This is a genomic window from Streptomyces sp. NPDC097619 (genome assembly GCF_040302735.1).
Taxonomy (GTDB): Bacteria; Actinomycetota; Actinomycetes; order Streptomycetales; family Streptomycetaceae; genus Streptomyces.
The window spans coordinates 1-13,188 of sequence record NZ_JBEOSD010000200.1 but is presented as its reverse complement, the minus strand read 5'-3'; the positions used below and the strand labels follow the sequence as shown (position 1 = coordinate 13,188).

Here is a 13,188-nt window from a genome sequence, read left to right as displayed (position 1 = left end):
CCCTCTCCCTTTTTTTTCTTCTCTTCCGCCGTTGTTTCTTTGCCAACCTGTTGGTTGTGGGCCCCTAAATCCGGGGGGGGGGGGGGGCGGGGTCCCTGGTGGATCCACCAGGGACCGGCGGGGCCGGTGCCGGGGGTCAGGCGCGGCGTGCGACCCGGGCGGACCGCCGCTCCGCGGGGGGCAGGCAGGCGTTGATCCGGAGCCGGGTGAGGGCGCTGACGTACCGGGCCCCGCAGCGGTCCGTGGGCACCACCAGCTGGCTGCCCTCGGCGTCCAGGTCCCGGCCGTCCATGCGGGTGGCCGGCAGGACGGGGGAGTCCCCGAAGTCCTCGTCCACCTCGGCCCAGGCCGGCACGCTGTGGTGGCCGTCGCCGCCCTCGGCGGTGAGCAGGAACCGCGAGCGGTCCTTGCGGCGGCGGGGGTCGAAGGAGGGCTCGGCCGCCGCCACCACCTCGCGCAGCAGCGGCCCTTCGAAGCTGTGCCGCTGCGGTCCCTCGGTGGCGCAGTCGAAGACGACCTGGGCCCGGTGCTGCGGCCAGCGGGTGCGCAGCTGCGCCACGCTGAGGGGCCGGTGCACCTCGCCGGTGATCAGGAGCGTCAGGGTGCCCGGGGCGCGTGACGCGGGTGCGGTGGTGGTGGTCTGCGGCGTGATGCCGGTCCCCTCCATGGGTGCCTCCAGTGCCAGTGGGCGGGTGCCTCACCGTCATGCCCGCACCACGCCGAATGGAATCTCATTTCCGAAGAGAAACCGGCCAGAGTCTCGCATACGCGAGCCGAAGAGGCCCGTATGAGGTGCAGACGCGTAGTCGGAGGACATCCCGCCGTGACCGTGCGGCGGCGGAACATCCGAGAGCCCCACCGGCCCGGGTGGAGCTTCATACAACAGGTGTTTCCGGACAAGAACCTTGCATTTACGATGACGAATACCGCATTCAGCTCGCGACTGCGGGTTCACGGGCGGTGCACTCCGCTGACGCGAAAGGGCCGCAGGCATGCAGGTGGAACACCTCCTCCAGGACGAGGACCTCGGACTCAGACTCCTGTGGGCCGAAGAAGCCCTGCTCCGCCGGGAGATCAGCGGACTCACCGCCACCGACCTGGAGGACCCACTGCGGTTCCTGCAACCCGGGGAGATCGTGCTCAGCGGCCTGGTCTGGTGGACCCCCGACGGCGGGCGCCGCAAGGCCGACCAGTTCGCCGCCTCCCTCCGCGGCGCCGGCACCGCCGCCCTGCTGGCGGGCGAGGAGACCCACGGCGCCGTCCCCGAGGACGTCCTCGTCGCCTGCCGCGACCACGACATCCCCCTCTTCGCCGTCCCCCCGGACGTCAGCTTCCGCACCATCACCGACGCCTTCTACCTCCGCCAGTGGGGCCGCCTCGGCCGTCGCCCCGCCGGCCGCAACGCCCTCCCCGCCGCCGTCCGCGGCCGCCTCCAGCAGCTCCTCACCGCCGGCGCCGGACCCCAGGAACTCCTCGACGCCGCCCTCGGCCCCCTCGGCCCCGCCCCCTGCGGGATCCTCACCGCCTCCGGCCGGCTCGTGGCCCGCACCCCCGGCACCCCGGTGCTCACCCCCCGCCAGGCCGCCGAGCACCTCAGGACCGGCACCGGCCTCACCGTCCCCGTCGACGGCGGCGGCTCCGTCTACGACCGCTGGTACCTCACGGCCCGCGACGCCGCCGACGTCCCGCCCGGCGTCCTCTACGAACTCGCCGACGTCCTCGCCGAATGCCGCCTCCAGCAGCCGGCCGGCCCGGCCCCCGAACCGGCCGCCGCCCTCCTCGCCCTGCTCACCGCCGCCCGCCCCGACCCCGCCGCCCGCACCGCCCTCCTCACGGCCGGCGGACTCCCCGAGGGCGAGCCCCGCCACGTGATCGCCGTCCGCGCCGGCACCGGCGGCCCGGCCACCGCAGGCGCCGCCCTCGCCGAGGCCCTCGCCCACCACGGCGCCCCGCACCTCGTCGCCCCCCTCGGCGACGGCGCCGCCGCCGTGGTCTCCGGGCCCCCGCCGCACCCCGCCCTGGAGGCGGCCTGGCCGCTGCTGCACGCCTGCGACCCCACCACCCTCCTACACGCCGGCGTCAGCGCCCCCACCCCCGACGCCGAAGGACTCCCCGGGGCCCTGCGCCAGGCCCGGTTCGCCCTCGACTCGGCGCGCGGCGCCTCCCCCGATCGCTCCGAGGTCACCGGCGCCGAGGGCTTCACCACCCTGGCCCGCCTCCTCACCGGCGTCCCCGCCGAGGTCCGCGAGGTGTTCAGCACCCGCGTCCTGGGCCGCCTCGTCACCGAGGAGAGCGCCTCGGCCGGCATGCTCCTGGAGACCCTGGAGACCTTCCTCGCCCACAACGGCTCCTGGACCCGCACCGGCGAATCCCTCCACCTCCACGTCAACACGGTCCACTACCGCATCCAGCGCATCGAATCCCTCACCGGCCTGGACCTCTCCCGCCTCGACCACCGCCTCGACCTCCGCGCCGCCCTCCTCTGCCGCTGACGGACCCCGGCGGCCCCGGGCGGGCCAGGGATCAGAGCCAGCCGGAGCGTTGGGCCTGGAGGGCCATCTGGAAGCGGTTCTCCGCGCCCAGGCGGGCCATCAGGATCTGGAGGCGGCGGAAGAAGGTGCGGCGGCTGACGCCCAGTTCGCGGGCGATGACCTCGTCGCTCGCACCGCCCGCGAGCAGGCGCAGCAGACGGCGATCGGCCGCGGGCAGGCCCGCCGGGCCGCCGCCCGGGCCGCCGTGCAGCGGGAGCGCGGTCTGCCACACCTGCTCGAACAGCGCGATCAGCGCCGACAACAGCCCGCAGGGCTGCACCACCAGCATGGTGTTGTGCACGTCCGCCTCCTTGATGGACAGCGAGACCAGCGCGTACGAGGCGTCGATGACGACCAGCTTGACCGGCACCGCCGGGGTCACCCTGGCCTGCTCCCCGGCCCGGACGCACGGCTCGATCGCGCTCTCCAACTGCCCCGGCACCTCCAGCGAGGCCCGGGAGTACACGACGCGCTGCACCACGCCCCGGGCCAGCGTCGCCAGCGCGTCCTCGGTGGCCCCGGGCAGCGGGAAGTAGGGCGGCGAGTCCAACTGCCGGATCTGCTCGCGGGCACTGGCCCACGCCTGGCGCATCCGCGGGCCGACCGCGTCCCCGGTCACCACCTCCACGAGGTGGTCGTTCCAGGCGGCGAGGCGCTGTCGGCGGAAGGCGTCGAAGGCGCCGCCCACGGCGATCCGCGACTCCTCCAGCTCGGCCGCACGGTGCCGGGCCAGCACCTCCAGCCCTGCCGCGGGCGGCACCGGCGCCACCACCTCCGCCCCCTCCGCCGCCGTGCTCGCCAGCCCCGCGTCGACCAGCTCCCCGTACGCCGCCGCCAGCCCGTCCCCGTCCAGCCCGGCCGCCTCCCCGATCACGGAGAGCGGGGCGGGGGCCCGCTCCAGCAGGGCCAGGTAGACCCGGCCGGCGGCCGGCCCGATCCCGAGGAGTCGCAGGGCCCCGTCCAGTCGCGCGTTCGTCATGCCCGCATTATCGGCGCCCGGGCCCCGCCCCTTTGGCACATCGGTGCCACTGGCACCGAGGGAACTCCGGGGCGGAGCGTTCCGCAGTACCGTCCGGGAGCCGCCGGGAGCCCCCGGCGCCGCCGACTCCGTCCGGAAGCAGGTGCACGACGTGGCGAAAGCACGCAAGAACGGCCTCTACCCGGAGGTCTCCGGGGAACTGTCCGCCCTCATGCGCACGGGTTGGGCCGACACCGAGCAGCACGACCTCCCGCAGGACGCCCAGGCCCCCCACGCGGCCCGCCGCCGCGCCGCCCTGTCCGCCCTCTTCCCCGGCGAACGCCTGGTCGTCCCCTCCGGCGGCCTCAAGGTCCGCTCGAACGACGACACCTACCCCTTCCGCCCGTTCTCCGGCTACGTGCACCTGACCGGCGACCAGGCCCGCGACTGCGCCCTCGTGCTCGAACCCCGCCCGGAGGGCGGCCACCACGCCGTCTGCTACCAGCTGCCGCGGGACGGTCGGGACACCGACGAGTTCTGGCTCGGCTACACCGCCGAGCTGTGGATGGGCCGCCGCCGCTCCCTCGCCGAGTCCGAGCGGGTCCTGGGGCTGGAGTGCCGCGACGTCCGCACCCTCACGGCCGACCTGGCCGCCGCCCCCGAGGTGCCCACCCGCATCGTGCGCGGCATCGCCCCGGAACCGGAGGCCGCCGTCAGCACCGACGCCGACCGCGACGCCGCCCTGGAAGAGGCCCTGAGCGACCTCCGCCTCGTCAAGGACGACTGGGAGATCGGCGAACTCCGCAAGGCCGTGGACTCCACCGTGCGCGGGTTCACCGACTGCGTGGCCGAACTCTCCCGGGCCGTGGCCTCCTCCGAGCGCTGGATCGAGGGGACCTTCTTCCGCCGCGCCCGCCTGGAGGGCAACTCCGTCGGCTACGGCTCCATCTGCGCCGCCGGCGAGCACGCCACGATCATGCACTGGACCGACAACGACGGCCCGGTGCGCCCCGGCGACCTGCTCCTCCTCGACGCTGGCGTGGAGACCCACACCCTCTACACCGCCGACGTCACCCGCACCCTGCCGGTGAGCGGCACCTTCACCCCCGTGCAGCGCACCGTCTACGAGGCCGTGTACGAGGCCCAGGAGGCGGGCATGGCCGCGGTGAAGCCGGGGGCCGCGTACCGCGACTTCCACGTGGCGGCGCAGCGTCACCTGGCCGGGAAGCTGGTCGAATGGGGCTTCCTCGAAGGCCCCGCGGACCGGGCCTTCGAGCTCGGCCTCCAGCGCCGCTTCACCATGGCGGGCACCGGCCACATGCTCGGCCTCGACGTGCACGACTGCGCCGAGGCCCGCACCGCGGAGTACGTGGACGGGGTCCTGGAGCCGGGCATGGTGCTCACCGTCGAGCCCGGCCTGTACTTCCAGCCGGACGACCTGACGGTCCCCGAGGAGTGGCGCGGCATCGGCGTCCGGATCGAGGACGACCTGCTCGTCACCGCGGACGGCCACGAGAACCTCTCCGCCGGACTGCCCCGGTCGGCCGACGAGGTCGAGGCCTGGATGGCCCGCTACGCGGGCTGAGCCCGTTCACCGGGCCACGCGCTTCCGCTCCGCGCAAGCCCGCCCCGGGGTCTCACGGGAGATTTCACATGTAACCGCTACGGCCGCCACAGGTGGGGCCACCAGCCTTACCGGCCATGGGATCTGCAATCAGAGGCCGGGCCGCCGTGGTCAACGGCGGCCCGGCCCTGCTGTTGGCCGGGGGCGTCGCCCTCACGTACGTGTCACTCGGCGACGACGGGACGGAGGCCCCGGCCGCGAGCCGGACCACGACCGTCACGCGCGGTGACCTCACCGCGCAGGTGTCCGCCTCCGGTTCGGTGGCGAGCGCGCGGACACGGGCGCTGACCTTCACGGGCTCGGGCACCGTCACCGCCGTCCACGTCACGGTGGGCACCAAGGTCGAGAAGGGCCGGAAGCCGGCCGAACTCGACCGCACCGAGGCACAGGAACAGCTCGACGCCGCGAAGGCCGACCGGGCCATGGCCGCCGACGCCGACACGACCACCACCCAGGGCTGGGCGGGCTGGGTCCGGGCCGACAACGCCGTGAAGGCCGCCCAACGCGCCCTCGACGGGACCGTGTTGTACGCCCCGTTCGCCGGGACGGTCACCGCGGTGAACGGCAGCGTCGGAGGCTCGTCCTCCGGATCCGGCTCGGCATCGGGGTCGTCGTCCTCGGCGTCATCGTCATCGTCGGGGACGACCGCGTCCGGCAGCGGGTTCATCGAGCTCGCCGATCCGGGCGCGGTCCAGGTGACGGGGAAGTTCACCGAGTCGGACGCCACCCGACTCAAGGTCGGACAGACCGCGACGGTCACCTTCGCCGCCCTGTCCGGTGTCACGGCCCAGGGTATGGTCGCGGCCGTGGACGGCGTACCGACCACGGAGAACAACGGGGTCACCTTCGGGGTCACGGTCTCCCTCAAGGAGAAGCCCGCCGAAGTGCGCATCGGGCAGACGGCCACCGCGACCGTCACCGTCGCGGAGGCCAAGGACGCCCTGTACGTGCCGGCGGCCGCCGGCACGAGCGCGGGCGGCCAGAGCACCGTGACCGTCCTCCAGGACGGCGCGCCGGTGGTCCGCACGGTGACGGTCGGCATCTCCGGCACCTCCGGCACCGAGATCAAGTCCGGCCTGACGGAAGGCGAACAGGTCCGGATCACGGCCGCCACCACCACCACCGGCGGCGCCGGCGGCAGCGGTCAGTTCCCCGGTGGCGGCCTCGGCGGCGGGGCGATGCCCGGCGGCGGCTCCGGCGGACGCGGTCCGGGTGGCGGTGGCGGCCGATGAGCACCACCGTCCCGTCCCCGACCGCCCCCGTGATCCGGGTGCGCGGACTCACCAAGGTGTACGGCCGGGGCGAGACCGCCGTACACGCCCTGCGCGGCACCACCCTGACCGTGGAACGCGGCGACTACGTGGCCATCATGGGCCGGTCCGGCTCGGGCAAGTCCACCCTGATGAACATCCTCGGCTGTCTGGACGTCCCCACCCGGGGCAGCTACCTGCTGGACGGCACGGACGTCAGCGGACTCAGCGAGCACCAGCTCTCGATCCTGCGGAACCGCAAGATCGGCTTCATCTTCCAGAGCTTCAACCTGATCCCGCGCATGACGGCCCTCGCCAACGTCGAACTCCCCCTGGCCTACGGCGGGGTGAAGCCAGCCGAACGACGACGCCGGGCCCTTGCCGCCCTCGACCTGGTCGGGCTCACCGAGCGGGCCGGGCACGAACCGAACGAACTCTCCGGCGGCCAGCAGCAACGCGTCGCGGTGGCCCGCGCCCTGGCCACCGCCCCCGCCCTGCTGCTCGCCGACGAGCCCACCGGCAATCTCGACAGCCGCTCCACCGAGGACGTCCTCGACGTCCTCGACCAGCTCTCGGCGGCCGGCCGCACCATCGTCCTGATCACCCACGAGGACGAGGTCGCCAAGCGCACCAAGCGGGTCATCCGCCTGGTCGACGGCGACATCGTGGAGGACCGCGGACAGTGAGCCCCTTCGAGATCCTCCGCTTCGCCCTGCGCGGCCTCGGCGCCAACAAGCTCCGCAGCGGCCTCACCACCCTGGGCATCCTCATCGGCGTCGGCGCGGTCATCCTGCTCGTCGCCGTCGGCAACGGATCCTCCCGCCAGATCCAGGACAGCATCAGCCGCCTCGGCGCGGGCGCGCTGACCGTCTCCACCTCCACCACCGGACAGGGCGGCGGGTCCCGCCAGGCCGGCGGCCCCGCAGCCTCCCGGGACTCGGGCGCCACCGGACCCCGCACGCAGGCCCGCGAGCTCACCGTGGAGGACGCGGCCGCCCTGGTCGAGCCCGTGAAGGCGCCCTCGGTGGAGAGCGCCTCACCCGTGGTCAACGCCAGCGCCCGGACCACCACCTACCTGACGACCAGCCACAGCATCGGCCAGTTCGTCGGCACCGACACGGCGTACTTCAAGGCGGCGAACAAGACCGTCGAACGCGGTGCGTCCTTCACCGCCGAACAGGTCCGCTCCGGCCTCAAGGTGGCGGTGATCGGAAAGACGGTGGCCGAGGAACTCTTCGGCCGGGTCGATCCGATCGGCAAGCGCATGAACGTCGACGGCGCCTTCTTCACCGTGGTCGGGATCCTCGCGGAATCCGGCTCCGCCTCCACCGGCTTCCAGGACGCCGACGACATCGCCATCGCCCCCTACACCGCCGTGCAGGGCACCCTGACCAGCTACGGCGCGCTCAGCCAGATCGTCGTCCAGGCCGAGGACCCCGGCGCGGTGGACGCGGCCCAGGCCGAGGTCACCGCCGTGCTGAACCAACGCCACGGCACCACCGACTTCCAGGTGTTCAACCAGGCGAGCCTGCAGTCCGCGGTCGCCGAGTCCAGCGAGACCTTCACGGTCCTGCTGGGGGCGGTCGCCGCGATCAGCCTGCTCGTCGGCGGCATCGGGGTCACCAACATCATGCTGGTCACCGTCACCGAACGGACCCGCGAGATCGGCATCCGCAAGGCCATCGGACCCCCGCGCGGGAGCTGGTCGGCGACGGTGGTCCGGGTCAGTCCCCAGTAACCGCCGTCCCCCGGCTCCGTCCCGGTCAGGCCCAGTCGGGTGTTCGCCGCGGTCAGGCCGGGCCCGCCACCGATGGCGTTCCAGAGGGCGGTGGCGGCCGCGTTGTCGCTGTCCTCGATCATGACCCTCGCCCAGCGGTCCTCCTGGGCGGTCAGCTCGCGCCCCTCGTCGTCGGCGCGCAGCAGCAGGGCGGCGAGGATGTCGACCTTGACGATGCTGGCGGTGGCGAAGGCACGGTCGGCCGTCCCCCCGGTCCCCGCCGAGGCCGTCGTTCCGGTGGCCGGATCCAGTACCGCCACGGCCGCGTGCCCACCGGCGCCCTCCAACCTCCCGTACCGCCTCCGTGACCGCGGCGCCCACCCGTGACGCCTCCGACGCGCCCGCGGACGGGGAGGGGGAGGGAAGGGGAGGGGGCGGCCGGGGTCGGGGCCGCGGGGGAGGACGTGGTCCCGCCGGCCCCCGCGGCGGGCGTCGGTACCGCTTCCATCGCCGCCTCCGGCCGGGTCTGCGCCTGGGTGAGTCCGATCGCTCCGGTGAGCGCGGCCACCGTACCGAACACGAGGAAGCGGCCCGCTGTCCGGGACCGGGCGGAGCGTCTGTGGCGTGCCATGCCGCGATGCTGGGACGGCGGCGTGGGATTTCCGTGTGCGGGAGCCCTGGATCCGCTGTGGACCGGGGCCGGCGCCCGGGACGGCCGCCCCCGGGCCGGGCGGCCCGCCGTACTACCCTGGTGGACAGGACACGTTCCCGGGAGGCCGAGATGCCGGGCAGCCTGCGCTACCACCTCGACCAGGACGGCCACGCCGTGACCGTGATGTGCGATCCGCGGCGGGACCGCGCCGAGGTGTGGGTGGACGGGAAGACCGTCGCCGCCGCCGGGCTCGGGGAGCCGCTGCGGGCCGAGATCCCCACCGACCCGCCGCGCCCCTTCACGGTCCGGATCGAGCGGGCCCCCGAGCCGGGCGGCTTCCCGCTGTGCGTGCTCGACACCGGCGGTGACCGCTACCTGATGCCGTACACCCCCCTCACCGGCCGTCCCTACCGCCCCGCCGGCCGCACCCCGCCCGCCCGCACCCCCGCCGAACTCCTCGCCCGCTGGACCACCCGCCTCCGCCGCCCCTGACTCACCGCCGCCCCTGACTCACCGCCGCCCCTGACCCACCGCCGCCCCTGAGCCGGCCGCGCCTCCGGCCCAGGCCGTCCCGCCCGCCTCCGGCCCAGGCTTCCGGAGCCTTCGGAGGCGGCCGCGCGACCGCGGCCTTCCGCCGCCCCGCTGCCGCCGTTCTGCCGCTCGCCCTGCCGCTCCGACACCCGCCGACTCCCTGGGTTCGACGCGTCGCACCTCGTCGCATCCTTCCGGGAGTCCTCGTGGCACGGGCCGTTCGCATCCGCCGTTCCTTATCCGTCCGCCTCCTCCTCACCGGCGCCCTGTCGGCGGCCCTCCTGGGGTACGGGGTCCAGCCCGCCACCGCCGGACCCGCCCGTGCCACGGCGGGTACGACGGCCGTCACGGCGGAGTTCCCGGACGAGGGCAGCCCGGGGCAGGGCGAACCCGCCGACCGCGTCTTCGAGGATTCCCCCGGCACGGCATCTCCGGAGGAGGGCCCGTCCGCCCTGGCCGCAGCCCCCGCGACGAGTGCCGCCGCCGCCCCCGCCATCACCCGCGGCCGCGTCATCGAGCGGGCCCGGTCCAGGGTCGGCCGAGGACTGGCCTACAACCAGTCCGGAACGCACGACGGCTACCGGCGCGACTGCTTGGGCTACGTCTCGATGGCCTGGGGCCTGGCGAGGGCCGGCCTGACCACCGACACCTTCGCCGCGCGCGGGGTGACCCGGCAGATCACCAAGGACGAGCTGCGCCTCGGCGACGCCCTGAACAACGACAACTCGGGCAGCTCCGGCCACATCGTGCTCTTCGAGGGCTGGGCCGACGCGGGGCGCGCCTCCTACTGGGGATACGAGTTCTCCGGGTCGGGCGTCCACCACCGGCGGATCCCGTACCCGTACTTCGCCGGCAGCAACCCCGGCGCCTACCGGCCGATCCGCAACCGCCACGTCGTGGACGACGCGCCGTCCGTCCCCGTGCCGGTCGACGGGGACCTGTACGCGCTGACCCCCGACAAGTCCGCCGTCGTCGTCTGGAACGGCGGAAGTCGGACCGCCGTGGGCGGACCGGCCGCGGCCCTGTACGCCGGCGGCGCCGGCCTGTTCGCCACGAACCCCGGCGACGGCGGCATCCACAAGTACAACGGCACCCCGGGATCCTGGACCCGGATCGGCGACGCCGGCGCCGCCTTCGCCGTCAGCGACCGGCACCTGTTCGCCCTCACCCCGAACCGAGCCGCCGTCATGCAGTGGAGCGGCAGCGGCACCGGCTGGACCAAGATCGGCGACGCGGCCACCGCCCTGTACGCCGGCGCGGCGGGCCTGTTCGCCACCAACCCCGCCGACGGCGGGGTCCACCGCTACAACGGCACCCCCGGCTCCTGGACCCGTGTGGGCAACGCCGGAGCCGCCTTCGCCGTCAACGACGACGCCCTCTACGGGCTGACCCCGAACCGGGGCGCCGTCATGCGCTGGACCGGCAGCGGCGAACGGTGGGAACAGGTCGGCGGACCCGCCGCGGACCTGTACGCGGGCGGCACGACGATGGTGGCCATCGCACCGAACGGCGGAGACGTGTTCCGCTTCGACGGCACCGCCCACTCCTGGACGCAGATCGGCGGGCCCGGCGCGAGCTTCGCCCTCAGCCGCACCCACGTCCACGGGCTCACCCCCGACCGGTCCGCCGTCACCGTCTGGACGGGTTCGGGCTGGAACGGCATCGGCAGCGCCGCCGACCGGATCGTGGCCGGCCGCTGACTCGGACGCCCCGTGCGGGGCCCGCACCCCACCCGGGGCGCGGGCCCCGCACGCGTGCGCGTCGCGGCCGGAGGCCGGTCAGCCGGTGCGGGTGCTGTGCCAGCCGCCCGGGGTGGAGTACAGGTCCAGGAGGTCCACCACGAAGACCAGGGTGGAGCCCGGCGGGATCAGCGGCGTGGGGGATTCGTTGCCGTAGCCCAGGCGCGGCGGGACGACGATCTCGCGCCGGCCGCCCACTCGCATGCCCTTCACCCCGCGGTCCCAGCCCTTGATGACCCGTCCGGCGCCCAGCGCGAACTTGAAGGGCTCGCCCCGGTCCCAGGAGGCGTCGAACTCCTTCCCCGAGGCGAAGGTCACCCCCACGTAGTGGACCCGGACCACCATCCCCGACTTCACCTCGGGCCCGTCCCCGACCACCAGGTCCCGGACGGTCAGCTCGGTCGGAGCCGCCCCTTCCGGCACCTGGACCTCGGGCTTCACCGGTCCGCTCATCGCAGCCCCTCACTCCCGGCGGGCGGCCCGCCCGGACCGCCCGGACGCACCCCGCGCGCCGGTCGATCACGCTACCCGGGCCGGCCCCCCACTCCGGACCGCCCGCGCGTTCACGCCCGGTTCACCGGGGGCCGGGACCCTGAGGGCCATGGCCCTCAGTAGACGAGCACTGCTGGCACAGGCGACGGCATCGGCCGCGGGCACGGCCGTCCCCCTCCCCACGCCCGCGGACGGCCCCGCCGCGGATCCCGCACCGGCCGCGTCCACCGTCCTGCGCGGCACCCTCCCGCCCGGCGCACCCGACTACGTGTACCTGCCGTTCGACCTCCCGCCCGGCGTACGCGAACTGCGCGTCTCCTACCGGTACGACAAGCCCCCCACCCCGCCCGGCACCCCGGGCAACGCCCTCGACATCGGCCTGTTCGACCGGCGCGGCACCGCCCTCGGCGGCCGCGGCTTCCGCGGCTGGTCCGGCGGCGCCCGCACCGAGTTCTTCCTCCGCGGTGACGCGGCCACCCCCGGCTACCTGCCCGGACCGCTGGAGCCCGGCCGCTGGTACCTCGCCCTCGGCCCCTACACCGTCGCCCCGCAGGGCCTCGCCTACGAGATCACCACCACCTTCGTACCCGGCCCGCCCGCGCGCCCCGCCCCCGTGACCCATCCGCCCGAGCGCCTCCCCGGCCGCGGCCGGGCCTGGTACCGCGGGGACTGCCACGTGCACTCCGTGCACTCCGACGGACGCAGCACGCCGGACGAGATCATCGCCCTCGCGCGCGCCGCCGGCCTGGACTTCGTCAACACCTCCGAGCACAACACCCACAGCTCCCACACCGCGTGGGCGGCCGCCGCCGCGCAGGGCCTGCTCGTGCTCACCGGCGAGGAGATCACCACCCGCACCGGCCACGTCCTCGCCGTCGGTACCGACCCGGGCACCTTCGTCGACTGGCGCTACCGGGCCCGCGACGGCCGGTTCCCCCGCTTCGCGCGCGCCGTCCGGCAGGCGGGCGGCCTGGTCGTCCCCGCCCACCCGCACGCGACCTGCATCGGCTGCGCCTGGAAGCACGGCCTCGCCGAGGCCGACGCCGTGGAGATCTGGAACGGGCCCTGGACCCCGGACGACGAGATCACCCTCGCCGCCTGGGACGCCGGACTGTCCCGGTCGGACGGCCGCCGCCCCCTGCCCGCCCTCGCGCACAGCGACTACCACCGCGCCCCGGACCGGGTCGGCAGCCCCCAGACCGTGGTCCTGGCCGAGGACCTCTCCCGCACGGCGATCCTCGCCGGACTGCGGGCCGGACGCGCCTACGCCGCCGAATCCTCCGCCGTGTCCGTGGACTTCACCGCCGTCACGCCCCGGGGCGGCCACGCGGGCATCGGCGAGGAACTGACCGCGGGAGGACCGGACACCGAGGTCCTGGTGCGGCTCTCGACGACCGGGGCGGAGGGCTGCGAACTCCGGCTCGTCACCGACCAGGGCACCGTGCTCACCGTGCCCGCCGCCGACGCCCTGGAATGGCGCACCACGGCCGCCCGCACCGCCCACGTCCGCGCGGAGGTCCGCCACCCCGCCCAGGCACCGCACCTCCCCGGGCCGCCCGCCGCCCTCACCAACCCGATCCGGCTGCGCCCCTGAACGGAACCCCGCCCGGCGGCCCCGCCCCGGACCCGGACGATCTGGTCATCACCGACGACGACCTGCGCGCCGCTGTCGAACCCAACCAGCTGCGCCTCAT

General features: G+C 74.8%; 11 protein-coding genes. 8 read left to right on the top strand and 3 right to left on the bottom strand.

The window, feature by feature from the left end:
* Positions 1 to 136 precede the first annotated feature (136 nt).
* Complete coding sequence (locus ABTZ17_RS33275) at positions 137 to 667, bottom strand: molybdopterin-binding protein (RefSeq protein WP_352199532.1); 531 nt, start codon at positions 665 to 667, stop codon at positions 137 to 139.
* Positions 668 to 992: 325 nt separating this feature from the next.
* Between ABTZ17_RS33275 and ABTZ17_RS33270 the strand changes: the two genes are divergently transcribed.
* On the top strand, positions 993 to 2,492 hold the full coding sequence (locus ABTZ17_RS33270) for a PucR family transcriptional regulator (protein ID WP_352199531.1): 1,500 nt from the start codon (positions 993 to 995) through the stop codon (positions 2,490 to 2,492).
* Positions 2,493 to 2,523: 31 nt separating this feature from the next.
* Here ABTZ17_RS33270 and ABTZ17_RS33265 read toward each other — a convergent pair whose 3' ends face one another.
* Positions 2,524 to 3,510, bottom strand: coding sequence for a LuxR family transcriptional regulator (locus ABTZ17_RS33265; RefSeq protein WP_352199530.1), 987 nt, complete (start codon positions 3,508 to 3,510; stop codon positions 2,524 to 2,526).
* Positions 3,511 to 3,661: 151 nt separating this feature from the next.
* On the opposite strand from ABTZ17_RS33265, the gene ABTZ17_RS33260 reads away from it, so the two are divergent.
* From ABTZ17_RS33260 to ABTZ17_RS33230, 6 genes are all read left to right on the top strand, one after another.
* Positions 3,662 to 5,074 carry an aminopeptidase P family protein gene (locus ABTZ17_RS33260; RefSeq protein ID WP_352199529.1) on the top strand — a complete coding sequence of 471 codons (1,413 nt, stop codon included), beginning with the start codon at positions 3,662 to 3,664 and terminating at the stop codon, positions 5,072 to 5,074.
* A 116-nt stretch (positions 5,075 to 5,190) separates the two neighbouring features.
* Positions 5,191 to 6,345, top strand: coding sequence for an efflux RND transporter periplasmic adaptor subunit (locus ABTZ17_RS33255; protein ID WP_352199528.1), 1,155 nt, complete (start codon positions 5,191 to 5,193; stop codon positions 6,343 to 6,345).
* Positions 6,342 to 7,049: an ABC transporter ATP-binding protein gene (locus tag ABTZ17_RS33250; protein WP_352199527.1), complete on the top strand. Its 708-nt coding sequence runs from the start codon at positions 6,342 to 6,344 to the stop codon at positions 7,047 to 7,049. The genes ABTZ17_RS33255 and ABTZ17_RS33250 overlap by 4 nt, the downstream gene beginning before the upstream one ends.
* Positions 7,046 to 8,101, top strand: coding sequence for an ABC transporter permease (locus ABTZ17_RS33245; protein ID WP_352199526.1), 1,056 nt, complete (start codon positions 7,046 to 7,048; stop codon positions 8,099 to 8,101). The genes ABTZ17_RS33250 and ABTZ17_RS33245 overlap by 4 nt, the downstream gene beginning before the upstream one ends.
* Positions 8,102 to 8,831: 730 nt before the next feature.
* Entirely contained in the window at positions 8,832 to 9,224 is a 393-nt protein-coding gene (locus ABTZ17_RS33235) for a hypothetical protein (protein ID WP_352199525.1), read from the top strand.
* Between the two features lie 245 nt (positions 9,225 to 9,469).
* A complete protein-coding gene (locus ABTZ17_RS33230; RefSeq protein WP_352199524.1) occupies positions 9,470 to 10,963 on the top strand; it encodes a hypothetical protein in 1,494 nt (497 codons plus the stop codon).
* A gap of 78 nt (positions 10,964 to 11,041) precedes the next feature.
* On the opposite strand, the gene ABTZ17_RS33225 is transcribed toward ABTZ17_RS33230, so the two are convergent.
* Positions 11,042 to 11,455, bottom strand: a complete 414-nt coding sequence (locus tag ABTZ17_RS33225; protein WP_352199523.1) for an FKBP-type peptidyl-prolyl cis-trans isomerase — start codon at positions 11,453 to 11,455, stop codon at positions 11,042 to 11,044.
* Positions 11,456 to 11,603: 148 nt separating this feature from the next.
* Between ABTZ17_RS33225 and ABTZ17_RS33220 the strand changes: the two genes are divergently transcribed.
* Entirely contained in the window at positions 11,604 to 13,088 is a 1,485-nt protein-coding gene (locus tag ABTZ17_RS33220) for a CehA/McbA family metallohydrolase (protein WP_352199522.1), read from the top strand.
* Positions 13,089 to 13,188: the final 100 nt, after the last annotated feature.

Excerpts from the sequence above, each read along its gene's own strand:
- ABTZ17_RS33270 (WP_352199531.1), top strand. The coding sequence starts at position 993 with ATGCAGGTGGAACACCTCCTCCAGGACGAGGACCTCGGACTCAGACTC.
- ABTZ17_RS33225 (WP_352199523.1), bottom strand. The coding sequence starts at position 11,455 with ATGAGCGGACCGGTGAAGCCCGAGGTCCAGGTGCCGGAAGGGGCGGCT.
- ABTZ17_RS33255 (WP_352199528.1), top strand. The coding sequence starts at position 5,191 with ATGGGATCTGCAATCAGAGGCCGGGCCGCCGTGGTCAACGGCGGCCCG.
- ABTZ17_RS33275 (WP_352199532.1), bottom strand. The coding sequence starts at position 667 with ATGGAGGGGACCGGCATCACGCCGCAGACCACCACCACCGCACCCGCG.
- ABTZ17_RS33220 (WP_352199522.1), top strand. The coding sequence starts at position 11,604 with ATGGCCCTCAGTAGACGAGCACTGCTGGCACAGGCGACGGCATCGGCC.
- ABTZ17_RS33250 (WP_352199527.1), top strand. The coding sequence starts at position 6,342 with ATGAGCACCACCGTCCCGTCCCCGACCGCCCCCGTGATCCGGGTGCGC.
- ABTZ17_RS33265 (WP_352199530.1), bottom strand. The coding sequence starts at position 3,510 with ATGACGAACGCGCGACTGGACGGGGCCCTGCGACTCCTCGGGATCGGG.